The organism is Zhihengliuella alba, from assembly GCF_039538765.1.
In the GTDB taxonomy this organism is placed as follows: Bacteria; Actinomycetota; Actinomycetes; order Actinomycetales; family Micrococcaceae; genus Zhihengliuella; species Zhihengliuella alba.
The window spans coordinates 287,995-312,654 of sequence record NZ_BAABCJ010000002.1 but is presented as its reverse complement, the minus strand read 5'-3'; the positions used below and the strand labels follow the sequence as shown (position 1 = coordinate 312,654).

Here is a 24,660-nt window from a genome sequence, read left to right as displayed (position 1 = left end):
GACCCATTCGCTCCAGAGCATCCACGGCGCCCCGCCGGCGGTTTCGAAACCGCTGGTGGGGCGCCGTTTCGTGCGCCACGCATTCCGGGAGTGTCATGTATTCCGCAGGCTCGCCGTTGAACGCTAACGTGGAGCCATGAACGACCGCGAATACTCGTCCGGCCGCCTCAGCGGCGAGCAGTTCGTCCTGCGGGCGGGGGGAGCCGAGGCCACCATCGCCGCCCTCGCCGGGGCCCTGCGCTCCTACGAGCGCGACGGCGTCCAGCTCACCGAGACCTTCGAGGCGGACACGGTCCCGCCCCTGGGCTGCGGCATCCTGCTGGCCCCGTGGCCCAACCGCATCGCCGGGGCGCAGTGGCAGCTCGACGGCCGGACGCAGCAGCTGGACATCACCGAGCCGGCCACCGGCAACTCCATCCACGGGCTGCTGCGCAACGCCGGCTACACGGCGCAGGAGCAGACGGACGCGTCCGTCACCCTGAGCGCCGAGATCTACCCGCAGCACGGCTACGGATACCGGATGACCCACCGCGTCCGCTACGCCCTGGACGACGACGGTCAGCTGAGCGTCGCCCAGACGCTGGTCCACCACGGCGCGTCGGGTGCCGCCGCGGCGGGCGGTGCCGCGCCGGTCGCCCTCGGGGCCCACCCCTATCTCCGCGTCGGCGACGTCCCCACCGACGAGCTGACCCTGACGACCACGGCGGGCCAGTACCTGCCCGTCGACGACCGGAAGATCCCCACGGGGATCGAGCCCGTCGGCGAGGAGCTCGACTTCCGTCGCGGCCGCCGCCTCGCGGGGCTGCGCACGGACACGGCGTTCGCGGCCCTCGAGCCGGCGGACGACGGTCGGTACCACCACCGCCTGGACGCCCCGGACGGCCGGGCCGTGGAGCTGTGGGCCGACGATTCATGCCGGTACGTGCATATCTTCGTGACGGACCTCTTCCCGGACCGGGAGGCCGTGGTGGCGATCGAGCCCATGACGGCCCCGGCCGACGCCTTCAACACCGGCGAGGGCCTGCTCTGGCTGGCCCCCGGCGAGGAGCTCTCGATCGAGTGGGGCATCACCTCGTGGCTCTAGCGCCTCCCACGCGCGACGCCGTCGAGTCGGTTCCCTACGGCGTGCGCGTGGCCTCCGCCTGGGCCTGGCGCATCGCGATCATCGTCGCCACCGCGGGACTGCTCGTGTGGCTGCTCGGCCACGTCTCCCTCCTGATCATCCCGCTGATGATCGCCGCGCTCCTCTCCGGCCTCCTCGGCCCGATCGTCACCGTCCTGCAGCGCTGGCGCGTGCCGCGCGGCCTGGCGGTGGGGCTGGTCCTGATCGGCTCCATCACCGCCCTCTCGGCGGTCATCTCGCTGGTCGGCAAGACGATCGTCAACGGGTTCGAGCAGCTCTGGGCCCAGGCCGTCGCCGGTCTGGCCGAGGTGGAGCGGTGGATCTTCAGCGGGCCGCTGCCGATCAGCAACGAGGACCTCGCCTCACTGTCCAACGAGGCGATCGAGCAGCTCCAGAACAACAGCTCCCAGATCCTCTCCGAGGCCGTGTCCTGGGGCAGCACGCTGGGGCACATCCTCGCCGGCATGCTGCTCACCCTCTTCGCCGCGATCTTCTTCCTGCTCGACGGCCGGGGGATCTGGGCCTTCCTCGTCCGCCTGATGCCGCGCGCCGCGCGGCTCCCACTCGACGGTGCGGGGCGGCGCGGCTGGCGCAGCCTCGTGAACTACGTCCGCGTCCAGCTCTTCGTCGCCTTCATCGACGCCGTCGGCATCGGCCTCGGCGCGGTGATCCTCGGCGTGCCGTTGGCGCTGCCGCTGAGCGTGCTCGTCTTCCTCGGCTCGTTCATCCCGGTCCTTGGCGCCCTGGTGACGGGCACGGTTGCCGTGCTCCTGGCCCTCGTGGCCAACGGGTGGGTCAACGCGCTGATCATGCTGATCGTGGTGCTGGCCGTCCAGCAGGCCGAATCCCACATCCTCCAGCCGCTGGTCATGGGCAAGGCCGTGAGCCTGCACCCGCTGGCCGTCGTCCTCGCCGTGGCGGGCGGATCGATGCTGGCCGGGATCGCGGGCGCCCTCTTCGCCGTGCCGCTGCTGGCCATCACCAACACGGTCGTGAAGTACCTCGCGGAGCGGGCGTGGGAGACCGACCCCACCGTCGCCCCCGCACCCACCGGGCTCGTGGCCGCTCAAGCGCGGCCCGCGGCAACGACGTCGTACACCTCCGACGCGCCGGCCCCACCAGACACCGACGGGGAGGAGCCGGACGGCTTCGCCCCCGGCCCGCACGGGCCCCAGACCAAGTGAAAGACACGATGACCACGAAAACCCTTCCCGTGTCCCTCGCCGACGTCGAGTCGGCGGCCGAACTGCTCGACGCCGTGGTGGACCGGACGCCCATCCAGCACTCGCGGGCCCTCGGCCTGCTCACCGGCGGCGAGGTGTTCCTCAAGTGCGAGAACCTCCAGCGGGCCGGCTCCTTCAAGGTGCGCGGCGCCTACGTGCGGATGGCCCGGCTCTCCGAGGCAGAGAAGGCCCGCGGCGTCGTCGCCGCGTCGGCCGGCAACCACGCCCAGGGTGTCGCCCAGGCGGCCCGGGCGCTCGGGATCAAGGCGAGAATCTACATGCCACTCGGCGTCGCGCTCCCGAAGCTGACCGCCACCAAGGACCACGGGGCGGAGGTCGTGCTCCACGGGCACAACGTCGACGAGGCCCTCGCCGAGGCGAAGCGGTACGCGGACAGCACGGGGGCGGTGTTCGTGCATCCCTTCGACAACGCGGACATCATCGCCGGGCAGGGCACGATCGGCCTCGAGCTGCTCGAGCAGCTCCCGGACGTGGACACGGTCGTGATGGGGGTCGGCGGCGGCGGCCTGCTGGCGGGGGTCGCGACGGCGATCAAGGCGAAGGCCGCGGAGTTGGGCCGGGAGATCCGCATCGTGGGCGTCCAGGCCGAGAACGCGGCCGCCTACCCGCCGTCGCTGGCCGCCGACGCGCTGGTGCCGCTCGAGAAGGTCTCCACCATCGCCGACGGCATCGCCGTGGGCACGCCGGGCCAGCTCCCGTTCCGGATCATCAAGGAGCTGGTCGACGACGTCGTCACGGTCTCCGAGGACTCGCTCGCCCAGGCGCTGGTCTTCCTGCTGGAGCGCTCCAAGCTCGTCGTGGAGCCCGCCGGGGCCGTCGGCGTCGCGGCGCTGCTGGAGGGGAAGCTGGCCGAGGCGGGGATCCAGTCGGAGCGGACGGCCGTGATCCTCTCCGGCGGGAACATCGATCCGCTGCTCATGCTCAAGGTCATCCAGCGCGGGCTCTCGGTCGCAGGCCGGTACCTGACGGTGCGGATGATGCTCGAGGACCGGGCCGGCGAGCTCGCCACGATCTCGCGCGTGATCGCCGAGTCGGACGCGAACGTCACCCGCGTGGACCACACCCGCATCGGAGGCTCGCTGTCCATGGGCGACGTCGCCATCACCATCGACATGGAGACCAAGGGACACGTCCACTCGGAGACGGTCCTGAACAACCTGCGCGCGGAGGGCTTCCAGCCGGTCATCGTCAAGCTCTAGCGTCCTCGGGGCGGTACAGACGACGGCGGGGCGGCCACCTGGATAGGTGGCCGCCCCGCCGTCGTCGTGCTGGGAAGTGCTCCGTGTTAGCCGGAGAACGGTTCCGCGGCGACGATCTCCACCGTGATGTCGCGGCCGTTCGGGGCCGTGTAGGAGAGCTTGTCGCCGACCTTCTTGCCGTGCACGGCGGCGCCGATCGGGGAGCGCTCGGAGTAGACCTCGAGCCCGGAGTCCCCGGCGACCTCGCGGCTGCCGAACAGGAAGGTCGTCTTGTCCCCGGCGATGACGGCCTCGACCAGCATGCCCGGCTCGACGATGCCGTCGTTGGCGGGGGCCTCGCCGACGTGCGCCTTCTGCAGCAGGTCCTTCAGGTAGGCGATCCGGCCCTCGGCCTTGGACTGCTCTTCGCGGGCGGCGTGGTAGCCGCCGTTCTCCTTGAGGTCGCCCTCGGAACGAGCCTGCTCGATGCGGTCCACGATCTCCTGTCGGCCCGGGCCCTGCAGGTGCTCGAGCTCGGCGGTGAGGCGGTCGAACGCCTCTTTGGTCAGCCACACGGTGGCTTCGTTGTTCGTAGACACGTCCTTCTCCTTTAAGTCATCGAGTCACGGGAATAACCGTGAGTCATTCGAAGTATCTTAGCCATCGACGGCCGGACACCAAAGTGACGCGGAGCACCGCGTCACGGCCCAGGCCGGCGCGGCGCTCCGCCGAACACGAATACCGTACGTCAGGAATGGCGTCAGCACGGGATGCCGGGCTCCCGCGGGGCCCGGCGGTGTCGCGCCCCGGCGCGGCCGCCGGCGGAGCGGTTCAGCTCTCGGCGACGATCCAGCAGTCGTTGACGCTGGCGGAGACGCCCTCGTACTCGGTGCGGACCTCCGTGGTGTGCCGGGTGCTGCGCACGCCGTCCTCGGCGGGGCCGATGCGGACCGTCTCCCAGCCGATGACGGCGTACGTCTCGTCCATCACCTGGACGGCGCACTGCGCCGTGTCGGCCGGATCCTTCTGGACGTCGAAGGTCACCGTGGCGCTGGTGGCCGAGTCGATCGAGAAGGAGAGGTCCTTGAACGTGACGTCCGCGGAGTTCGCGACGGCCACCCAGCCGGCGAGTCCGACGGCGACGGCCAGCGCCCCGACGAGGCCCCACCGCTTGGTGCGCGGGGCCAGTCGACGCTTGGGGGCGCCGTAGCGATTGGCTAGGCTGGGTGCGGGCTCGCTCGCATCGGCACCGGTCGCCGGAACGGCCGGATTCGACGGCGGCTGGGGCTGGGAAGTCATCGGCACCAGTTTACGTTGTCCTTGGTGCGGGCGCGTCCGCCGGGATCGTGGCAGGATCCCGTCGACGGTCCGCAACGACCCGGCCCCGAGCACCGCGGGGCCCCGACACGATCCTCACAGGGAGACGCACACGCGTGGAAGCAATCCGTACCCCCGTACCCAGCTCTGAAGGCCTGCGCCTGCTCGCCGTCCATGCCCACCCGGACGACGAGTCCAGCAAGGGCGCGGCGACCATGGCCGCCTACGTGGCGGCGGGAGCCCGTGTCATGGTGGCCACCTGCACCGGCGGCGAGCGCGGGGACATCCTCAACGCCGCCGTCGGGGAGCTCGCCCACGCCCACCGCGATCTCGGCGGAGTCCGCCGCATCGAGATGGCCGAGGCGGCCGCGGCGATCGGGATCGAGCACCGCTGGCTCGGCTACGTCGACTCCGGGCTGCCCGAGGGCGACCCCCTGCCGCCGCTGCCGGCCGGGTGCTTCGCGCTGCAGCCCGTCGAGCGCGCCGCCGCGCCGCTGGTCAAGGTGATCCGCGAGTTCAAGCCGCAGGTGATGACCACCTACGACGAGAACGGCGGATACCCGCACCCGGACCACATCCACACCCACAGCGTCTCCATGTTCGCGTTCGACGCCGCAGCGGACCCGGAGTACCGGCCGGAGCTGGGCGAGCCGTGGACGGTCTCGAAGGTCTACTACGACCGCGGGTTCTCGCCCGAGAAGTTCATCGGCCTGCACGAGGCGATGGAGAGCGCCGGTCTCGAGTCCCCGTACGCGGAGCGCGTGGCGTTCCTGCGGGAGAACTCGGACCACCAGATGTTCACCTGGGTGAAGAACCATCCGACGACGACGCGCATCTACAGCTCGGACTTCTTCGCGGTGCGCGACAACGCCCTGCGCGCCCACCGGACCCAGATCGACCCGGAGGGCTTCTTCTTCGCCGTGCCCGGCGAGGTGGCCACCAGCGCCTACCCCTGGGAGGACTTCACGCTGGCGCGGACACGGGTGGAGGACTACACGCTGGATCCGGAGCAGCCGGAGACTGACCTCTTCGCCGGGCTCCGCTGAGCCTCGGCCGGCTACATCCAGAGGGGCCGGCTACATCCAGAGGACCCCGTCGTCCTCGTGCTCCGCGACGCGGTGGCGGATCATGCGCTCGAGCAGCTCGGCCGGCAGGGGCTCCGCGTAGGGGAGCTGGACGGATCCCTTGCCGGTCCTGCGGCCCGTCAGCTCGGGCCGGAAAGCCTCGAGCGTGCTCGGGGTGAACACCATGTTCGCGTGGGCCCTGTGGCCGGAGAACGTGAAGAGGATGGTGCCGCTCGGGTGGATGTACGCGGGCTGGTTCCAGCGGATCTCCTCCGCGGCGTCCGGAGCCGTCGCCCGGCTCAGGGCCCGCAGCCCCGCCATCCGCTCGGCCGCCGCCCCCTCGAACCCGGCGAGGTACTCGTCCACGCTCTGGATCTTCGCCATGCTCGATTCTCACGCAGCATCCGCCGCACGTCGAGGGGACCGGGACAGCCCGCGTGTTCGACGCCCGGTAGAAATTCCCGGGTAGAATATCCGGGAACCCTTCCGCAGCCCGTGGTTCCGCGCGTCCGCAGGACGGGCACCGACATACCGAGAAAGTGTGAGCACCCGTGAACTTCATGATGGCCCTCGCCGCAGCGGACCCGTCCCTGATGGACGCGCCGACCGGGGACGCCGCCCGCGAGGTCGGCCCCGGATTCGCGGGCTTCGTCGCCACGGCCCTGATGGTCATCGCCGCGATCTTCCTCATCCGGGACATGGTCCGCCGCATCCGGCGCGTCCGCTACACCGCCGAGACCGAGGACCGCCAGCGCGAGCTCGTCGAGCGGGGCAAGCAGTACGAGACCGGCGACGACGACGCCCCGGAGCCGGACCCCGCCGGCAGGGAGGCCGCGGACAGCGATGCCCCTGACGCGGGCGGCCCGGGCGACGGCGGGGACGATTCCCGCCGCTGACGGCCGCCTGACCCGCCCGGCGTGGGAGCATCCTGAGCATCCCGCCGGACCCCCTGACGCCACGCCGCACGCGTGAGAGCATGCCTTGCATGAATCGGTTGCAGGACGCCCACTCGGCCTACCTCCGCCAGCACGCGCACCAGGACGTCGACTGGTGGCCGTTCGGCCCGGAGGCCCTCGCCGAGGCCGAGCGCCGCGACGTGCCCCTGTTCGTCTCCATCGGCTACGCCGCCTGCCACTGGTGCCACGTCATGGCGGGGGAGAGCTTCGACGACCCCGGCATCGCCGAGTACCTGAATGAGCACTTCGTGCCGATCAAGGTGGACCGCGAGGAGCAGCCGGACGTTGACGAGCTCTATATGGCGGCCACGCAGACGCTGTCCGGCCAGGGCGGCTGGCCGATGAGCGTCTTCGCCCTCCCGGACGGCCGGACGTTCCACGCCGGGACCTACTTCCCGCCCCGGCCCGTGCAGGGCCGGCCCTCCTTCCGGATGGTCCTCGAGGGCGTGAACGAGGCCTGGCGCGAACGCCGGCCCCTCTGCGAGGAGCAGGCCGCGCGCCTGTCCGAGCACCTCGGCGAGCTCGCCGACGCCCAGCGGGACCTCCTCGGGCTCTCGGCGGCCGACGCCGGCCCTGGACGGGCGGGGTACGACGGCGCAGCCGGGCTGCACGCCGCCGTGCTCGAGCGGCTCGCCGCCGACGAGCACCCCGAGGGCGGGTTCTCCCCGGCCCCGAAGTTCCCGCCGTCGAGCGTGCTGGACTACCTCCTGGAGCTCGCAGGCTCCGAGGCCGACGCGGAGCAGCGGGAGCTGGCGCTGGGACTGGCCAGCCGCACCCTCGACGCGATGGGGCACGGCGCGCTGGTGGACCACGTCGGCGGCGGCTTCCACCGCTACTGCGTGGACGACGCCTGGCGCGTCCCGCACTTCGAGAAGATGCTCTACGACAACGCGCAGCTGCTCCGGCATGCGGCCCGCTGGTCGGTGCTCTGCGGGCTGCAGGCGGAACGCCTCGGGCGGGCCAGGAGCGCTCACGGGGCCGGGCCCACCCATCCCGGTGCCGTCCATCCCGGTGCCGCCCACCCGGACACTGCCTCTGCGGACGCCGCCCACGAGGACGTGTGGCAGCGCCGGTCGCGCTTCGGCCGCCGGCTCGCGGAGGGCGCCTTCGAGTGGCTCGCCACCGAGCTGCTCCTGCCGGGGCGGGCCGGTCTGGCCTCCTCGCTCGACGCCGACACGGTCGAGCCGGACGGACGCCACGTGGAGGGCGGCACCTACCTCTTCAGCGCCGAGGAGCTGCGCGCGGCCGCCGGCGACCACTGGGAGCGCCTCGCGGACCGGCTCGACGGACTCGACCCCGAGGAACTCGCGCCGACGGCCCGGGCCGGGCACCCGGACGGTCGGCGGACCGTCGCCTTCGACCGTCCCCTGGACTGCGAGGAATGGGCCGCCTGGGATCGGGCCGTGCCCCGGCTGCGGCGCCTCCGCGCGGACCGCGCCCAGCCGGCCCGCGACGACAAGGTGGTCGCCGGGTGGAACGGGCTCGCCGTCCGGGCCCTCGCCGAGGCCGGCCTGCTGCTCGAGCGCCCGGGCATGGTGGACCTCGCCGCGGGACTGGCGGACTACCTCTGGGGCGAGCACTGGGACCCCGCGGAGCGGACGCTCCGCCGGGTCGTCTACCGGCCCGGCAGCGCCCTGCTGGAGGACTACGCCGGCGTCGCCCTGGGCTTCCAGGCGGTGGCGGTCGCGACGGGCGACGAGCGGTGGATCTACCGCGCCCGCCAGTTGGTGGACACGGCCCGGGCCCGCCTCCGCCTGGACGACGCGGAGCACGCCTCCGACACGGCCGACGACGCGCTCTCGCACGCCCGCGGGGGACGCCCCGGCCTCTCCGGGCTCGACGACGCGACGCCGAGCGGGCTCGCCCTCCACGCGACGGCGCTGGTGGTCCAGAGCGGGCTCGACGCCGATCCGGACCGGGCCCGCCGGGCGGAGGCGCTCACGGCGCACGTGCGGCGCATCGCACCGAAGGCGCCGCCGCAGTTCGCCACGGCGCTCGCCGCCGCCGTGCGGCTGGACGGCGACCGGACGCTCGCCGTCGTCGGGGGCACGGGGGAGGAGCGCCGCGCGGCGGTGCGGGCCGCCGTCGTGCACGGGATCACGGCGTTCGCCGTGCAAACACCGAACGACGACGTGGGACTGACCGCGCACCGGCCGGCCGGCACCGGCGGGGAGCTGCGCCTGTACCTGTGCCGGGGGCAGGTGTGCGACGCCCCGTCGGGCTCGGTCGACGAGCTCGAACGGGCCCTCGCGGCGGACCAGTGGGACCGGGAGTCGCCTGCGGGGCCCTAGGCGGGGCCGCCGGCGGGACATGCGCCGGACCGTTGGATCGCCGAGTCGTCGGGGCGCCGGACCGCCGGACCGCCGGACCGCCGGACCGCCGGACCGCGGGTCAGCCGGTCAGCGGGAGCCGAGGACGGCGATCGCGATCGCCACGTAGTGACAGGCGAAGCCGACCACCGTGAAGGCGTGGAAGAGCTCGTGGAAGCCGAACCAGTCCGGGTGCAGGTTGGGGCGCTTGAGGGCGTAGAACACGGCTCCGACGATGTAGGCCGCGCCGCCGACGCAGACCAGGACGGCGGCCGCGGGACTGGCCGCGAAGAAGTCGCCGATGAAGATCAGCGCGGCGAGGCCCAGCAGGATGTAGACCGGCACGTAGAGCCAGCGCGGCGCATCCGTCCAGAAGACCCGGAAGGCCACCCCCAGGAGGGCGCCGACCCAGACGCCCGTGAGGAGCAGGGCGGCTTTGGGCTCCGGGAGCAGGAACGCCGACAACGGTGTGTAGCTGCCCGCGATGACCAGCATGATGTTGGTGTGGTCCAGCCGCTTGAGCACGCGCCGGACCGGCGGCGACCAACGGCCGAGGTGGTAGACGGCCGACACGGTGAACAGCAGCACGCCCGTGAGTGCGTAGACGGCGGTGGTGGCCTTGCCGACCTGGCCCGGCGCCAGGACGATCAGCACGATCCCCGCGGCCAGGACCAGCGGCACCATGGCGGCGTGGATCCAGCCCCGCAGCCGGGGCTTGAACTCGGTGGTGTCGAGGAGCCCGGCGTCCGGGACGGAGCCGGGCGGACGCGCGCCCGCGCCATCGGTCCTGTTGTGCATGGGGCAACCCTAACGGACCGGCGGGCCGCAGCCTCCCCGTCGCGGCTGTGCCGCGCCTCTCGGTGGCACCCGGCGGCGGCGCGCCCGCCGGGGCGTCCAACAAGCGGTAGCGTAAGACGAGACTTGCGCCCAGGGAAAGGAGACCGAGGTGAAGCTGCCCAGGGTCGTCTACCGCTTCTACGAGCGTCGGCTGGGCCGCTTCCTGGTCAACGAGCTCCCGCCGGACAAGCTGCCCCAGCACATCGGCATGATGGTGGACGGGAACCGGCGCTGGGCCAAACTGGCCGGCGCGCCCACGTCCCACGGCCACCAGGCCGGGGCGGACAACATCCTGCAGTTCCTGGACTGGTGCGAGGACTTCGGCATCCGTGCCGTGACGCTCTACATGCTCTCCACGGACAACATGAACCGCTCCGCCGAGGAGCTCTCGCAGCTGATGGGCATCATCGCGAACCTGCTGGACCGGCTCGCGGAGAACCCGACGCGGCGCATCCACCCGGTCGGCGCCCTCGAGCTGCTGCCGGAGTACCTCTCGACCAAGCTCACCGGCCTGGCCGAGCGGACACGCGGCTGCGGCGGGCTGGTGGTGAACATGGCGGTCGGCTACGGCGGTCGCCGCGAGATCGTCGACGCGATCCGGGAGCACCTGCGCACGGAGGCCGCCGCCGGCCGATCGATCGAGGAGGTCGCCGACGAGCTGGAGATCGACGACATCTCGCGCTTCCTGTACACGCGCGGCCAGCCGGACCCCGATCTGGTCATCCGCACCTCGGGGGAGCAGCGGCTCTCCGGCTTCATGACCTGGCAGAGCGCCTACAGCGAGTTCTACTTCTGCGAGGCGCTCTGGCCGGACTTCCGCAAGGTCGACTTCCTGCGCGCGCTGCGCGACTACGCCCGCCGGCAGCGGCGCTTCGGCTCCTGACCCGGCCGGTGGGCCCGCCGGCGGGGAGTTAACGACCTCGTCACCTGCCGACCACCTCCCAGGCCTAGCCGAACTACATCAGTGGGATTAGGTTGGTCACAAGCTGGCGAACCCGCCGGCCCACCGGACGGCCACCTGGAGAGCACGATCATCCGCATCCAGCTCACTTCTCACGGGGAGGCCGGCACAGGCCTCCTGGCCGTGCCGGAGCATCCGAAGCACACCGCTCGGCCGGTGCCCGCCACGGGCACCACGACCGGGCGGGCGATCGATGGGGAGTCATCATGGGCGCAGGGGTAGAGAGCGTGCACAACACCACCGCGAACTCGCCGGCGACGGCGGACGCACCGGAGCAGGCCATGGACGGACCGCTGGCGGCCGCCGCCGAGGCGGTCTCGGCAGCGGAGCGCCAGAGCGTCGGGACGAGGTCCTACGTCCTGGACACCTCCGTCCTGATCTCCGACCCGCGGGCGGTGCTGCGCTTCGCCGAGCACGAGGTGATCGTTCCGATCGTCGTGATCGCGGAGCTCGAGAAGAAGCGGCACGACGGCGAGATCGGGTACTTCGCGCGTCAGGCCCTCCGCCTGTTGGACGAGCTGCGGATCCAGCACGGAGGCCTGGACAAGCCGCTGCCCCTCGAGGGCGGCGGCTCGCTGCGCGTGGAGCTGAACCACGTCTCCACCGAGGTCCTCCCGATCGGATTCCGCGGCACCGACAACGACTCGCGCATCCTGGCGGTCGCCAAGAACTTCGCCGACGAGGGGCGCGACGTCACGGTCGTGTCGAAGGACCTCCCGCTGCGCGTGAAGGCCTCCGCCATGGGGCTGCAGGCGGACGAGTACCGCAACGAGTTCGTCGCGGACTCCGGCTGGACCGGCACCGCGGACGTCGACGTCGCAGACGAGGACATCGTGGCGCTCTACAACGGCGAGGCGACCCACGTGGCCGAGGCGGCCGGGCTGCCGACCAACACCGGGCTCGTGCTCCACTCCAACCGCGGCTCGGCGCTCGGCCGGGTTGGCGAGGACGGCCTGACCCGCCTCGTCCGCGGCGACCGGGACGTGTTCGGGCTCCACGGGCGCTCGGCGGAGCAGCGGCTCGCCCTCGAGCTCCTCATGGACCCCGCGGTCGGCATCGTCTCGCTCGGCGGCCGCGCCGGAACCGGCAAGTCGGCCCTCGCTCTCTGCGCCGGACTCGAAGCGGTCCTCGAGCGCCGGGAGCACCGGAAGATCATGGTGTTCCGTCCGCTCTACGCGGTGGGCGGCCAGGAGCTGGGCTACCTGCCCGGCTCCGAGGGGGAGAAGATGAACCCCTGGGCCCAGGCCGTGTTCGACACGCTCGGCGCGCTCGTCAGCGAGAACGTCATGGACGAGGTCATGTCCCGCGGCCTGCTGGAGGTCCTGCCCCTGACCCACATCCGCGGGCGCTCCCTGCACGACGCGTTCGTGATCGTGGACGAGGCGCAGTCCCTCGAGAAGAACGTCCTGCTCACGGTCATGAGCCGCATCGGGCAGAACTCGAAGATCGTCCTCACGCACGACGTCGCCCAGCGCGACAACCTGCGCGTCGGCCGACACGACGGAGTCGCCGCGGTGGTGGAGACGCTCAAGGGGCACCCGCTCTTCGGCCACGTCACGCTGACCCGCTCCGAGCGGTCGCCGATCGCGGCCCTCGTCACCGAGCTGCTCGAGGGACAAGTCTCCTAGGGGACAGATCGCTCGGCGGCGGGGCCGGGTCCGACCGGCTTCGCCGCCTGGGACGGCCGCTCGGTCAGGGGTGCCCGCGCCCGGCCCCGCCGGTCCGCGGCGCGCCGGCCGGGGAACGTCACCCGCGGACGATCCAGGGGATGTGGTCGCGGACGTCGGTGAGGACGGACTCGTGCTCCACGAACAGGTCGTCCAGCATGTACTCGTCGACGCCGAGGATCCGGATCGTCCGGCCGGCGCCGCGGTCCGGGCCCTCCAGCCGGTGGACGTGGACGCAGACGGAGGTCTCCGCGTCGATCACCACGAGGCTGCGCCCCGGTGCGAGCAGCGGCTGCTCGGCGACCGCCGCTCGGTAGGACGCATTGGGGCTGACCACGGCCTCCCAGGCCCTGCGGCCCTCGTGGACCGCCTCCCGCAACTCGTGGATCTCGGCCATGCTGGAGAACGGCAGCTCGATCGGCGCGGGCGCGTTCCCGGCCAGTTCCACGGGGTCGAGCATGGCGGCCCAGCGGCCGTCGCCGAAGACCGGGTCGCCGTACCGGGCCTCGGGCCGCCGGCGGACCAGGCCGGCATCGTCGTACACCGGCTGGACCAGCCGCGGCGGCAGGAGCCACGAGGCCCGGGCGCCGGTGACGTAGAAGGCATCGCGGGAGTCGTTGATGCCCGTGGTGCTGTACAGCAGCTGTCCCTCCGCGGACTCCACGCGCAGGGCGTCCGGTCGGCGGAGCCAGGCGTTCACGCGCTCCAGCGGGGCTGCGTCCCGCTGCCCCGTGCCGGGCTCCCCATCGGTGCCCGCCGGGGCCTGGCCGGCACCGGTCGCCGACGCGGCCGGCGGGTCGGCGGCGGGGCCGTGCCAGGCCACCGAGAAGCGCAGGGTCTCCCAGCGCCACGGGGAGGAGCGGCAGAGGCGCCGGAAGGAGGCGGCGGCTTCGGCGGGAACGGTCGCGGACATATCCACAGCCTACGTCCGGCCGCGCGGCGGCGGCAGGGGTGAAGTAGCGTGAAGCGCATGATCGCCCTGTTCGCAGACCTCGCCGGGCACCGCCCGTGGGCGGCGGCCGCCCTCGCCGCGGCGCTGGTCGTCTTCGTGGTCAACGGGAGCCGCCTCGCGGTGATCGACGCGCGGAGCCACCGGCTGCCGAACCGGATCGTCCTGCCCTGGTACCCGGTGGCGGCTCTGCTGCTCGCCGCCACGGCCCTGCTGGCCGGCGACCCCTGGCAGGCCCTGCGCATGCTCGCCGGCGGCGGGATCCTCTTCTCCTTCTACCTGCTGCTCCACCTGGTCCAGCCGCGCGGCATGGGCATGGGAGACGTCAAGCTCGCCGGGGTGCTCGGCATGCACCTGGCGCTGCCCGCCTGGGAGTACCTCGCGCTGGGCACCCTGCTGACCTTCACGCTCGGCGGCCTCACCGCCGTCGTCCTGGTCCTGACGAAGCGGATCGGCGCGAGGACGGCCGTCCCGTTCGGGCCCTTCATGGTCCTGGGAACCGCCGCGGCGCTGCTGATCGGCTGATCGGCTGCCCTGCGCACTGCGGTGCTTCGCCCCGAGCCGCTGCGGGGCCGCGCGCGACGGCACGCGCTGCGGCACTGCCCACCACGGCGGTGCCGCGGGGCGGGCGGGTGCTGGGGCTCAGCGGTTGGGGCCGGTCATGGTCGTGACGTCGAGTGCCTGGTCGAGCTGCTCCTCGGTCAGCTCGCCGCGCTCGACGAACCCGAGGGCCAGCGTCGCCTCGCGCACGGTGATGCCCTCGGAGACGGCCTTCTTGGCGATCTGTGCGGCATTCTCGTAGCCGATGAACTGGTTCAGCGGCGTCACGATCGACGGGCTGGCCTCCGCGAGGAAGCGGGCGCGCTCCGTGTTGGCGGAGAGGCCGTCGATCATCCGGTCGGCCATCAGGCGGCTCGTGTTGGTGAGCAGCCGGATCGATTCGAGCAGGTTCGCGGCCATGACCGGGATGCCCACGTTGAGCTCGAACGCGCCGTTGGTCGAGGAGAGGGCGATAGTGGTGTCATTGCCGATCACCTGCGCGGCGACCTGGATCGCCGCCTCGCAGATCACCGGGTTGACCTTGCCCGGCATGATCGAGGAGCCCGGCTGCAGGTCGGGGATCGCGATCTCGCCGAGGCCGGTGTTCGGGCCCGAGCCCATCCAGCGCAGGTCGTTGTTGATCTTCATCAGCGAGTACGCGATGGTCCGCAGCTGCCCGGACGCCTCCACGAGCCCGTCGCGGTTCGCCTGCGCCTCGAAGTGGTTGCGCGCCTCGGTCAGCGGCAGCCCGGAGTCCTCCGCGAGCAGGGCGATGACCTTCTCCGGAAAGCCCTCAGGCGTGTTGATCCCCGTGCCCACGGCCGTCCCGCCGAGCGGGACCTCCGCCACCCGGGGCAGGGAGGCCTCGACGCGCTCGATGCCGTACCGGATCTGCGCGGCGTAGCCGCCGAACTCCTGCCCGAGCGTCACCGGCGTCGCGTCCATCAGGTGCGTTCGCCCGGACTTCACCACGTCCTTGAACTCCTCGGCCTTGCGCTCGAGCGAGGACGCGAGGTGGTCCAGCGCCGGCATCAGGTCGTTCAGCAGGGCACTCGTCGCGGCGACGTGCACCGACGTCGGGAACACGTCGTTGGAGGACTGGGACGCGTTGACGTGGTCGTTGGGATGCACCTTCTTGACGCTGCCGTGGTCCGCGAGGCGGCGGGACGCGAGCTCGGCCAGGACCTCGTTCGTGTTCATGTTCGACGACGTGCCGGAGCCGGTCTGGAAGACGTCGATGGGGAAGTGCTCGTCGAACTCGCCACGGGCGACCCGGTCCGCGGACTCGACGATCGCGTCGGCGATGTCGCGGTCGATGACGCCGAGGGCGGCGTTGGCCCGCGCCGTGGCCTTCTTGACCCGTGCGAGGGCCTCGATGTGCTTCCGCTCGAGTCGCTTGCCGGAGATGGGGAAGTTCTCCACGGCGCGCTGCGTCTGGGCCCTGTAGAGCGCGTCCGCGGGGACGCGGACCTCGCCCATGGTGTCGTGCTCGATACGGTAGTTCTCGCTCGCAGTCATGGACCCACCGTAGTCCGGCGGCGCGGCGCCGCGCTAGGACGCCCGGTCCGCCCCGACGCGGCCGCGCGTCGACCCGCCGGGCCGGGTCAGGGCTGGAAGCTGCCGTGCCCGGAGACGAGCTCCGCGCGGCCCTCCGCCAGCCGGTACGCCAGGCCGACGACGGCGGTGCGGCCCTCCTCGATGGCCGCCGCCAGGCTGGGCGAGGCCTCCGCGAGGCGGGAGGACGTCTGCCGGACGTGCTCCACCACCGTCTCGTTGACGCTCTCGATGCCGTTGCGACGCGCGGCGATGACGCTGGGCGTGATCCGCTCGACCAGACCGCGGATGTACCCGGGGGGCATCGTCCCGCTGTCGTAGGACTGACCGGCGGCGGTCACGGCGCCGCAGGAGTCGTGGCCGAGCACCACGATCAACGGCACATTGAGGATGTCCACCGAGTACTCCAGGGACCCCAGCACGGTGTCGTCGATGACGTGCCCCGCGGTGCGGACCACGAAGACGTCGCCGAGACCCACGTCGAAGATGATCTCCGCGGCCAGGCGCGAGTCGGAGCAGCCGAAGATGACGGCGAAGGGATGCTGCGAGTCGATCAGCTCGCCGCGGCGCGCGGCGTTCTGGTTCGGGTGTGCGCTGGTGCCCGCGACGAACCGCTCGTTGCCGGCCCGCAATTCCTCCCATGCCTCCTGCGGGCTCAGGACGCGGGGGAGGGATCCGGTGGGTTTCGTGTCAGTCATGCCATCAGATTAACGCGGCGGCGACTCAGACGCTGGATTCCGTGACGGCCGTGGCGGCGGTCTCGAGCAGTTCGGCCCCCGAGTCGCTGTAGAGCATGACGGTGCTGTCCTCCAGGTCGGCGACGAGCGTGACGTGCTCGACGCCGTCGTCGTCCCGGTAGGAGTACTCCTGCCACACCACGCCGGCGATCTCGCGCTGGCCGGAGGGGGCGACGTCGCCGGCGTGCTGGGCGATCCAGGTCGGATTCGCGTCGGCGGTCTGGCGCAGGCCCACGAAGCCGTCCTCGCCGCGGACGTAGCCGACCTCCCAGAAATCGACGCCGTCGGCCTGGGATCCCTGCCAGCGCGCGAAGTTCGAGTACCACTCGTCGGGCAGCTCGAGGTCCAGCGGGACGAAGCCGGCGGAGCCGTCGACCTGCGCGGCGACCGCGGTGACGTCGACGTCGGGCCGGAAGTTGTTCTCCTGGTTGAACGGGTTCAGGGCGAGTACCGGCAGGACCACGGCGAGCGTCAGCAGCACGGAGATGACCATGCCCTTGAGGGACTGGTTGGCCCGCTTCGCCTGCGACTTGGTCAGGATCGGCTTGGGGAGCTGCTCTTGGTCCACGTGCTCGGTATTCACGTAACCATTGTCGCCGATGACGGCCGGGGCCGACGACGCGAACCCATGGCCGATATGATCGACGGGGAGCGGGGTCGACCCGCTGACATGCACTCAACGGTGAGGAACGACGTGACTGAAGACACAAATTTCGCCCAGCTTTCGCCCCGCTTGTCGCTGGGGGACGCCGAACCGGACCGTAACCTCGCGCTCGAGCTCGTGCGCGTGACCGAGGCTGCCGCCATCGCCTCCAGCCCCTGGGTCGGCCTGGGGGACAAGAACGCCGCCGACGGCGCGGCCGTCGACGCCATGCGCTCGCTCCTCTCGACGGTCCGCTTCAACGGTGTGGTGGTCATCGGCGAGGGCGAGAAGGACGAGGCCCCGATGCTCTTCAACGGGGAGCGCGTCGGCGACGGCAACGGCCCGGAGGTCGACGTCGCCGTGGACCCGATCGACGGCACGCGCCTGACCGCGCTGGGCATCAACAACGCCCTGTCCGTGCTGGCGGTGGCCGAGCGCGGGTCGATGCTCGATCCGTCCGCCGTCTTCTACATGGAGAAGCTCGTCACCGGCCCGGAGGCCGCCGATCTCGTGGACCTGCGTCTGCCGGTCAAGCAGAACCTGCACCTGATCGCGAAGGCGAAGAACAAGCCGATCAGCCAGGTCACCGTCTGCGTCCTGGACCGCCCGCGGCACCAGGGCCTCATCGAGGACATCCGCTCGGCGGGGGCGCGCACCAAGATCATCCTCGACGGCGATGTCGCCGGGGCCATCGCCGCGACCCGCGAGGACACCGGCGTCGACGCGCTCATGGGCATCGGCGGCACCCCCGAGGGCATCGTCTCCGCGTGCGCCATCCGTGCGCTCGGCGGCGTCATCCAGGGTCGGCTCTGGCCGCAGGACGACGACGAGAAGCAGCGCGCCATCGACGCCGGCCACGATCTCGACCAGGTGCTGACGACCACGGACCTCGTCACCAGCGACAACTGCTACTTCGCGGCGACGGGCATTACCGACGGCGACCTGCTCCGCGGCGTGCGCTACAAGGACAACACCATCCGGACGCAGTCGATCGTCATGCGCTCGAAGTCCGGGACCATCCGGTTCGTCGACGGCGAGCACCAGGCCCGCAAGTGGGAGCCCTACGTGCGCTGACCCTGGACGGCGTCAGGGACGCGGGGCGCGTGGCGGGAGCGTGACGGCGAAGGCCGTGGCACCGCCGTCGCGTCCCGCGTCCGCGTTTCCGGGGGCCTCGCCGCCGGGGAAGGCCTCCGGGCGCGCGCTGACCGGCGTCTCGCCGGCCGGCACGAAGGCGGCCTCCCCGGGCTGCAGGAGCACGGAGCCGGCGGGGGACTCGAACCGGACCGACCCCTCGGTGACGAGGATGGCGACGGGCCCGTTCGCCTCGACGGCGACGGCGTCGCCCGTCGGTGCGTCCGCGCGCGTCGGGGTCCCCGGTGCCGGCCAGTGCAGGCGCTGGAGCTGGAACTCCTCGAAGCCGGGGCGGTACACCGACGACCGCGGGTCCGCCGCCGAGCCGGGGACCGCGGGCTCGGGCCGGACGCGCGGCACGGGCAGGGGGCGGAAGTCGACGGTGGCCAGCAGCTCGACGACGTCCACGTGCTTCGGCGTGAGCCCGCCGCGCAGGACGTTGTCCGAGCTGGCCATGACCTCGACGCCGAGCCCGTCCAGGTACGCGTGGACGTTGCCGGCCGGCAGCGCGATCGCCTCGCCGGGCTCCAGCGTCACGTGGTTGAGCAGCAGGGAGACCAGGGTCCCCGGATCGCCCGGGTAGTGCTGTCCGATCGAGACGATCTCCCGCAGCCCGTCGTCCAGGTCCGCCTCGGGTCGGGAGGCCATGCGGTCGGCGACGGCGGCCGGGGCCTCGCGCACCAGCGCCGCGAGGGCCGGTGCGATCTCCCGCCGTTCCCCGCCCAGGAGGGCCGTGAACGCGGCGGCGATGTCGCCGTCGTGCAGGAGGCCGGCGATGTCCCGCGCGGCCCCCGCGGCGTCGCCGCCGAGGACCGGGGAGGCGGCGAGGGCCTCGAACAGCGCGGCGGATGCGGCGGGCTCGCGGAACCCGCACAGGGCCCGGAACGGCGTCAGAGCCAGGAGCAGCTCCGGCTTGTGGTGCTCGTCCTTGTAGTTGCGGTGCGGAGCCGAGCGGGGGATGCCCGCCCGTTCCTCCGCCGCGAAGCCAGCGCGCGCCCGGTCGCTGCTCGGATGGACCTGCAGCGACAGGGGAGCGGCGGCCGCCAGGAGCTTGGTCAGGAACGGCAGGCCGCCGAAACGCCGGACGGCGTCCTCGCCGAGGAGCTCCGGAGTCGCCGCCAGCAGCTCGTCCAGACCGGGCATCCGAGGCGAACCGGACACCTCGTCCGGGCCAGCGATCCCGTCCGGTCCGGACGGGGTGTCCCGGTCGGCGATCCCGGCCGGCGCCGCCGCGACGGGCAGCTCGACGCGCGACGGGGCGCCGGGGTGGGCGCCGATCCACAGCTCGGCCTCGGGGCGTCCGGTCGGGACGCGCCCCGTCAGCTCGGCCAGTGCAGTGGCCGAGCCCCACGCGTAGTCGCGGATGGTGTTGTGCAGTCGGAACACGGTGGCTGCCTCAGGCGGAGCACTCGGCGTTGCTGTCGGCGATCAGGGAGAGGATGTCCTCGCGCCCGTTCTCCTCGAGCTCGATCAGGTACTCCTCCGTGATCGGGGAGCCGTCGGGCTGCGTCGTCGGCGCCGAGTCGGCCCAGCCCTGGATGCTCTCGGACTCCTTGGAGGGTTCGGCCTCCGCCGTGGTCTCCTCGGCGGCGGGCTCCGACGCGTCGTCGCCCGTGCCCCCGGCGTCGCCGTCCTCCGCGGCGGGGGACTCCGGCGTCTCCGGGGCCGCGGTCGTCTCCTCCGGGGCCTCGTCGGAGGCCGTGAGCAGCAGCTCGTCGACGCGCGCCCGGATCTGGTCGAAGTCCGGGTACGTCGAGAAGCGGTCGGAACTGGTGCCGAAGTCCGGTGCGCCGAGGGTGAGTCGCTCGAAGGGGTGCTGACGGGCCTTGTCCGCCAGGCCCAGGAAGCTGCTGAGCTGGTCCTGGGGGATGTCCGTGTCGACGAGCTCCTCGCCGGCGGACATGATGGCGCTGAAGCGCGTGAGCACCGTCTGGGGGTTGAACTGCTTCATCATGGCCTGCTGCAGGCACTGCTGGCGGCGGATGCGGTGGTAGTCGGTGGTGAAGTACCGCGAGCGCGCGAACCACAGGGCCTCCGCGCCGTCGAGCTCCAACTGGCCCGGCGGGAACCAGCGGGTGCGGACGAACGTGTCGTCCCGCTCGGGGCCGCGGAAGGGGACCCAGCCGCCGGAGTCCACCGTCACGCCGCCCATGGCGTCGATCAGCTTCTCGAAGCCCGCCATGTCCACCAGCACGTAGCTCTGGACCTTGATGCCGGTGATGCCCTCGGCGGCGTCCATCATCGCCTCGGCGCCCGGGTCCTCCGACTCGGGGTAGAGGTCCGCGTGGTTGTCCGTGACGTCCTTGTAGAGGGAGTTCATAATGCACTCGTTGCCGCAGTTGTACCCCTTCGGGTAGATCTGCCGCATGGGGGAGTCCTCGGCGAACTGCGCGCTCTGGAAGTTGCGCGGGAAGGAGATGACCGCGGTCTTGCCCGAGTCGGCGTCGATGCTGAAGAGCATCATGGTGTCCGGCCGCAGGCCGTCGCGGCCCTCGCCGGCGTCGCCGCCCATGACCATGATGTTGTAGCGGCCGTCGACCGGGTCGAACGCCGGGCCGGTGGCGAACACGTCGCCGATGGTCTGGCGGCCCTCGTTCACCACGAACGAGCCGTAGCCGAGCGCGCCGGAGGTGCCGATCAGGGCCGCCACGGTGCAGGCCACCAGGATGCCGCGGGCGCCCGGGGCCAGGAGCTTGGGCCGGATGATGGCCAGCGTGTTGATGAAGAGCAGCAGCCATCCGACGGCCAGCACCAGCAGGGCGACGGCCAGGACGATCTGGACGCTGGGCCGGGCCACCAGACTGAGCAGGATGGAGCGGTCCACCAGGTAGACCACGAGCGCGGCCAGGAGCAGGCCCCAGCAGGTCAGCGTGACCGCGAGGGCCCGCCGGCCGAGGGTCCGGTTCCCCGCGACGACCTGCGCTCCGCCGGGGACGAAGATGGTGAGGAGCAGCAGGAAGAAGGCTCGCTTGGTCCTGACCTGCGCGGGGGCGTTGGCCGGATATCGGACCGGGTCGGTCAGGCCGCGGGTGGCTGTGCTGTGTCGCATCGGGATCCCAGATTCAGTCGGCGTCGGCTGCGACGGTGGCTCGCAGGGCGGCGCCCTTGTCCGCTGCGGTCTGGCGCAGGGAAGCGGAGAAGTCGATCAGGCGGGCCTGGAGGTCGGCGGCCAGTTCGCCCTCCCCGGCGGAGAGGATGCGGGCGGCGAGGAGCCCGGCGTTGCGGGCGCCGCCGATGGAGACGGTGGCCACCGGGACACCGGCGGGCATCTGCACGATCGACAGGAGCGAGTCCATGCCGTCGAGCGTCTTCAGCGGCACCGGAACCCCGATGACGGGCAGCGGGGTGACGGAGGCGAGCATGCCGGGCAGGTGCGCGGCGCCGCCCGCCCCGGCGATGATGACCTTGATCCCGCGCCCGTGCGCCTCGCGGCCGTAGGCGATCATGTCCTCGGGCATGCGGTGCGCGGAGACGACGTCGGCCTCGAAGGGGATCCCGAACTCGGTCAGGGCCTCGGCGGCCAGCTTCATGACGGGCCAGTCGGAGTCGGAGCCCATCACGACGCCGACGAGGGGTTTCGCGTTGCTCTCGGTCATCTCGCCTCTACTTTCCGTCGCGGATCAGCGCGGCCACTCGGTCGGCCCGGGCCCGCAGGGAGTCGACGCTCTCCCCCCGCTCGGCGACGACGTTGACGTGCCCGATCTTACGGCCCGGGCGCACCGACTTGCCGTAGGCGTGGAACTTGGCGCGCGGCTCGGCCGCGAGCGCGGCGGGGAACATGGAGTACAGGTCCGTGTTCGCGCCGCCGAGGTAGTTCTTCATGACGACCCGCTCGCCGAGCGGGGAAGTGTCGCCCAGAGGCAGATCGAGGACGGCCCGCAGGTGCTGCTCGAACTGGCTGGTGACGGCACCGTCCATGGTCCAGTGCCCCGTGTTGTGCGGGCGCATCGCGAGCTCGTTGATCACGAACCCGACGCCCTCGCCGGGGGTCTCGAAGAGCTCGGCCGCCATCACGCCGGTGACGCCGAAGGCCTCGGCGATGCGCAGGGCCGTGTCGCGGGCGGCCTGCGCGACGGCGGGATCCAGATCCGGTGCCGGAGCGATCACCTCGTCGCAGACTCCGTCGACCTGGATGGTGTGCACCACGGGCCAGGCGCGCGACTCGCCGCCGGGGGTGCGGGCGACGAGCGCGGAGAGCTCCCGCGAGAACTCGATCTTGTCCTCGGCCAGCAGCGAGCGGGCGGCGCCGTCGTCGGCGGTGAACCAGTCGGCGCAGTCCGCGGCCTCCGCGGGGGAGGAGACGATCCGCACGCCCTTGCCGTCGTAGCCGCCGCGCGGCGTCTTCAGGACCACCGGCCAGCCGATCTCCTCGCCGAACGCCGTCAGCTCCTCGACGCCGGCGACCTCGCGCCAGCGCGGGTTGGGCAGGCCGAGCCGCTCGACGGCGCGGCGCATGACCAGCTTGTCCTGGGCGTGCACCAGCGCATCGGGACGCGGCTGGACGTTGACGCCCTCGGCGATGAGGGCCTGCAGGTGCTCCGTGGGGACGTGCTCGTGGTCGAACGTCACCACGTCCTTGCCGCGGGCGAACTCGCGCAGCGCGTCCAGGTCCCTGTAGTCGCCCACGGGCGCCTCGGACACGGCCGTCACCGCGGAGACGTCCGGCCCCTCCGCCAGCACATGGAGCTCGAATCCGAGATGGACCGCCTGGGGCGCCATCATCCGGGCCAGCTGGCCCCCGCCTACTACACCGATCACAGGAAAAGTCACCCGCACAGCCTACCGAAGCCCGACCGCCGGCCCGGTCCGGTGACCCAACGCACGCGTCCCGGGGGCGTTCCTCCCAGAGAATCTGCAGGGCGTGGACGTAAAATGGTGGGTCTGTACGTCGTCCGCCGCTCGCGGCCGGCGCGCCCCAAACCATCCTGGAGGGATATGTTCAGCGCACTCAGCCAGCGCGCTCGCGGCCTCGTCTCGCTGCTCTGGCGCGAGGTCATGAAGTTCGGAACGGTCGGCGCCGCCGCCTTCGTGGTGGACACCGGCATCTTCGTCTGGCTGATGTCCGGGCACATGGCCGGCTCCGAGGTCAAGGCCAAGATCGTGGCCGGCGCCGTCGCGACCGTGTTCTCCTGGGTCGCCAACCGTTACTGGACCTTCCGTCACCGGCGTCAGGCCAATGTGGCGCGCGAGCTGGTCATGTTCGTCGTGATGAATGCCATCGGCCTGGGCATCGCCGCCGCGTGCGTCTGGGTCACCAAGTACATCCTGCAGCTGACGGACACCACGAGCCTGTTCATCGCCGGCTCGGTCGTCGGTCTCATCCTCGGCACGATCTTCCGCTTCTTCGCGTACCGGTTCTGGGTCTTCACGGCCGAGCTGGACGCCGAGCCCGAGTTCGCCCACGATCACGAGCTGGCCCACCTGGGGCACGACGAGCACGGCCGGCACGTCGCGGACGACGACGCCGACCACCCGACCGGTCAGGGCAGGACCGTCGCGCCCTCCTGATCCAGCAGTCGCTGCGACGCCTCGGCGCCCGCTCCCGTCCGGTCCCGGCCGAACAGGACCAGGGCGTCGCCCCTGGTGAACAGTGCGACGGCGGTGCGCACGGCCCGCTCGAGCGATTCGGTCGCGAGCCCGGCCGTGCCCGCGTCCGGCACCCGCCCCTCGAGGCCGTCCGAGGCCGGACGGAAGAGCTCGTCGTAGCTGACCCCGCCGTCGCCGGCGACCAGCGCAGTGCCGGCCGGCAGCGTGGACTCGGGCTCGCAGAGGTCGCCGTAGCCCCGGACCTCGGCGGCGAAGTCGACGGCACCCGGCGGCAGGTCGCCGTCGAACGCCAGGGCCAGCGATCCCAGGGCGACGGCCAGCACGTCCCCGCCCGCGGTCCCGGCGGACGCCCGTAGCGCGGCGGCCTCCGCCGGCCGGTCCGTCACCAGCAGGTCGGCCGGCGCGGCGGGATCCAGCCGCACCTCGGCGCCGCGCTGCCAGGCGGCGAACGCCAGGGCGAGCGACTTCCAGTGCGGGGGCAGGTCCAGCACGACGGCGGTCCCCGGCTCGACGTCGAACTCCTCGGCCAGGAGGTTCGCCGACTTGGCGACCCAGTTGTCGAACACGCGGCCGGAGAGCTCGACGCGCTCGCCGCCGGCGCCGTGCCACACGAGCAGCGGGGCGGCCGAGGCCCGGAGGGGCCGCAGCACGTCCTCGGCCCCGGTGAACGGCAGGTGGTCGGAGGGAGAAGATTTTCCGGTCATGGTCGCTCCTCGAGTTGCTGTGAAAACCCTGACAATCCGCGGAAGTCGTGTTCTGACTGGTCTGGCGCGGAATCCGCTCGGCGTGGCGTGCCGGGACACGCCGATGCTGAGTCTCTAGAATCCCCCAGCTCGCTTGACGGCGTCGAGTTACACAAGTGTAATTATGGCGGCGGCACGGCCCGCTTCCCTCTCAAGGTAG

24 protein-coding genes are annotated in these 24,660 nt (G+C 72.0%); 11 read left to right on the top strand and 13 right to left on the bottom strand.

Features of this window, described 5'->3' with window-relative positions:
- Positions 1 to 136 precede the first annotated feature (136 nt).
- Genes ABD784_RS07135 through ilvA form a run of 3 tightly spaced genes read left to right on the top strand, consistent with a single transcriptional unit; the run spans position 137 to position 3,566 of the window.
- A complete protein-coding gene (locus ABD784_RS07135) occupies positions 137 to 1,084 on the top strand; it encodes an aldose 1-epimerase family protein (protein WP_344882082.1) in 948 nt (315 codons plus the stop codon).
- Positions 1,075 to 2,307 (top strand): AI-2E family transporter, encoded by a 1,233-nt coding sequence (locus ABD784_RS07130; protein WP_344882079.1) that lies wholly within the window; start codon positions 1,075 to 1,077, stop codon positions 2,305 to 2,307. Before ABD784_RS07135 ends, ABD784_RS07130 begins: the two co-directional genes overlap by 10 nt.
- Positions 2,308 to 2,315: 8 nt before the next feature.
- Complete coding sequence (gene ilvA, locus ABD784_RS07125) at positions 2,316 to 3,566, top strand: threonine ammonia-lyase (RefSeq protein WP_344882076.1); 1,251 nt, start codon at positions 2,316 to 2,318, stop codon at positions 3,564 to 3,566.
- Between the two features lie 86 nt (positions 3,567 to 3,652).
- On the opposite strand, the gene greA is transcribed toward ilvA, so the two are convergent.
- Together greA and ABD784_RS07115 are read right to left on the bottom strand one after the other, a co-directional pair.
- On the bottom strand, positions 3,653 to 4,144 hold the full coding sequence (greA, locus tag ABD784_RS07120; RefSeq protein WP_344882073.1) for a transcription elongation factor GreA: 492 nt from the start codon (positions 4,142 to 4,144) through the stop codon (positions 3,653 to 3,655).
- Between the two features lie 232 nt (positions 4,145 to 4,376).
- Positions 4,377 to 4,844 (bottom strand): DUF4307 domain-containing protein, encoded by a 468-nt coding sequence (locus ABD784_RS07115; protein WP_344882070.1) that lies wholly within the window; start codon positions 4,842 to 4,844, stop codon positions 4,377 to 4,379.
- Positions 4,845 to 4,987: 143 nt separating this feature from the next.
- On the opposite strand from ABD784_RS07115, the gene mca reads away from it, so the two are divergent.
- The gene (mca, locus tag ABD784_RS07110) at positions 4,988 to 5,908 is read left to right on the top strand and encodes a mycothiol conjugate amidase Mca (protein WP_344883457.1); all 921 of its coding nucleotides are present in this window, start codon (positions 4,988 to 4,990) and stop codon (positions 5,906 to 5,908) included.
- Positions 5,909 to 5,938: 30 nt separating this feature from the next.
- Here the strand turns inward: mca and ABD784_RS07105 are convergent, their stop codons facing one another.
- Positions 5,939 to 6,310, bottom strand: coding sequence for an iron chaperone (locus ABD784_RS07105; protein ID WP_344882067.1), 372 nt, complete (start codon positions 6,308 to 6,310; stop codon positions 5,939 to 5,941).
- A 167-nt stretch (positions 6,311 to 6,477) separates the two neighbouring features.
- Between ABD784_RS07105 and ABD784_RS07100 the strand changes: the two genes are divergently transcribed.
- Positions 6,478 to 6,822 carry a hypothetical protein gene (locus tag ABD784_RS07100; RefSeq protein ID WP_425582939.1) on the top strand — a complete coding sequence of 115 codons (345 nt, stop codon included), beginning with the start codon at positions 6,478 to 6,480 and terminating at the stop codon, positions 6,820 to 6,822.
- Between the two features lie 89 nt (positions 6,823 to 6,911).
- Entirely contained in the window at positions 6,912 to 9,173 is a 2,262-nt protein-coding gene (locus ABD784_RS07095; RefSeq protein WP_344882064.1) for a thioredoxin domain-containing protein, read from the top strand.
- A 108-nt stretch (positions 9,174 to 9,281) separates the two neighbouring features.
- Here ABD784_RS07095 and trhA read toward each other — a convergent pair whose 3' ends face one another.
- A complete protein-coding gene (gene trhA, locus ABD784_RS07090; protein ID WP_344882060.1) occupies positions 9,282 to 9,989 on the bottom strand; it encodes a PAQR family membrane homeostasis protein TrhA in 708 nt (235 codons plus the stop codon).
- A gap of 148 nt (positions 9,990 to 10,137) precedes the next feature.
- On the opposite strand from trhA, the gene ABD784_RS07085 reads away from it, so the two are divergent.
- Together ABD784_RS07085 and ABD784_RS07080 are read left to right on the top strand one after the other, a co-directional pair.
- Positions 10,138 to 10,911, top strand: a complete 774-nt coding sequence (locus ABD784_RS07085) for an isoprenyl transferase (RefSeq protein ID WP_344882057.1) — start codon at positions 10,138 to 10,140, stop codon at positions 10,909 to 10,911.
- A gap of 359 nt (positions 10,912 to 11,270) precedes the next feature.
- A complete protein-coding gene (locus tag ABD784_RS07080) occupies positions 11,271 to 12,617 on the top strand; it encodes a PhoH family protein (protein WP_344883451.1) in 1,347 nt (448 codons plus the stop codon).
- Between the two features lie 118 nt (positions 12,618 to 12,735).
- Here the strand turns inward: ABD784_RS07080 and ABD784_RS07075 are convergent, their stop codons facing one another.
- A complete protein-coding gene (locus tag ABD784_RS07075) occupies positions 12,736 to 13,569 on the bottom strand; it encodes a hypothetical protein (RefSeq protein ID WP_344882054.1) in 834 nt (277 codons plus the stop codon).
- 57 nt (positions 13,570 to 13,626) lie between these two features.
- On the opposite strand from ABD784_RS07075, the gene ABD784_RS07070 reads away from it, so the two are divergent.
- A complete protein-coding gene (locus tag ABD784_RS07070; protein ID WP_344882052.1) occupies positions 13,627 to 14,130 on the top strand; it encodes an A24 family peptidase in 504 nt (167 codons plus the stop codon).
- Between the two features lie 117 nt (positions 14,131 to 14,247).
- On the opposite strand, the gene ABD784_RS07065 is transcribed toward ABD784_RS07070, so the two are convergent.
- From ABD784_RS07065 to ABD784_RS07055, 3 genes are all read right to left on the bottom strand, one after another.
- A complete protein-coding gene (locus ABD784_RS07065; protein ID WP_344882049.1) occupies positions 14,248 to 15,663 on the bottom strand; it encodes a class II fumarate hydratase in 1,416 nt (471 codons plus the stop codon).
- A gap of 86 nt (positions 15,664 to 15,749) precedes the next feature.
- Positions 15,750 to 16,397, bottom strand: a complete 648-nt coding sequence (locus ABD784_RS07060) for a carbonic anhydrase (protein ID WP_344882046.1) — start codon at positions 16,395 to 16,397, stop codon at positions 15,750 to 15,752.
- A gap of 25 nt (positions 16,398 to 16,422) precedes the next feature.
- Positions 16,423 to 17,019 (bottom strand): DUF4245 domain-containing protein, encoded by a 597-nt coding sequence (locus tag ABD784_RS07055; RefSeq protein WP_344882043.1) that lies wholly within the window; start codon positions 17,017 to 17,019, stop codon positions 16,423 to 16,425.
- 87 nt (positions 17,020 to 17,106) lie between these two features.
- Between ABD784_RS07055 and glpX the strand changes: the two genes are divergently transcribed.
- Positions 17,107 to 18,153, top strand: coding sequence for a class II fructose-bisphosphatase (gene glpX / locus ABD784_RS07050; protein ID WP_344882040.1), 1,047 nt, complete (start codon positions 17,107 to 17,109; stop codon positions 18,151 to 18,153).
- Positions 18,154 to 18,165: 12 nt separating this feature from the next.
- Here glpX and manA read toward each other — a convergent pair whose 3' ends face one another.
- The 4 genes from manA to ABD784_RS07030 are packed head-to-tail and all read right to left on the bottom strand — an operon-like array spanning position 18,166 to position 22,980.
- Positions 18,166 to 19,596 carry a mannose-6-phosphate isomerase, class I gene (gene manA / locus ABD784_RS07045; protein WP_344882037.1) on the bottom strand — a complete coding sequence of 477 codons (1,431 nt, stop codon included), beginning with the start codon at positions 19,594 to 19,596 and terminating at the stop codon, positions 18,166 to 18,168.
- Positions 19,597 to 19,606: 10 nt separating this feature from the next.
- Positions 19,607 to 21,259, bottom strand: a complete 1,653-nt coding sequence (locus tag ABD784_RS07040; RefSeq protein WP_344882033.1) for an LCP family protein — start codon at positions 21,257 to 21,259, stop codon at positions 19,607 to 19,609.
- A gap of 13 nt (positions 21,260 to 21,272) precedes the next feature.
- Entirely contained in the window at positions 21,273 to 21,806 is a 534-nt protein-coding gene (gene purE / locus ABD784_RS07035) for a 5-(carboxyamino)imidazole ribonucleotide mutase (protein WP_344882030.1), read from the bottom strand.
- A 7-nt stretch (positions 21,807 to 21,813) separates the two neighbouring features.
- Positions 21,814 to 22,980, bottom strand: coding sequence for a 5-(carboxyamino)imidazole ribonucleotide synthase (locus ABD784_RS07030; protein ID WP_344882027.1), 1,167 nt, complete (start codon positions 22,978 to 22,980; stop codon positions 21,814 to 21,816).
- Between the two features lie 165 nt (positions 22,981 to 23,145).
- Here ABD784_RS07030 and ABD784_RS07025 point away from each other — a divergent pair, with 165 nt between their 5' ends.
- Complete coding sequence (locus ABD784_RS07025; protein ID WP_344882024.1) at positions 23,146 to 23,718, top strand: GtrA family protein; 573 nt, start codon at positions 23,146 to 23,148, stop codon at positions 23,716 to 23,718.
- Here the strand turns inward: ABD784_RS07025 and ABD784_RS07020 are convergent.
- On the bottom strand, positions 23,691 to 24,461 hold the full coding sequence (locus tag ABD784_RS07020) for a TIGR03089 family protein (RefSeq protein ID WP_344882021.1): 771 nt from the start codon (positions 24,459 to 24,461) through the stop codon (positions 23,691 to 23,693). The two genes, ABD784_RS07025 and ABD784_RS07020, sit on opposite strands and share 28 nt — an antisense overlap.
- Positions 24,462 to 24,660 lie beyond the last annotated feature (199 nt).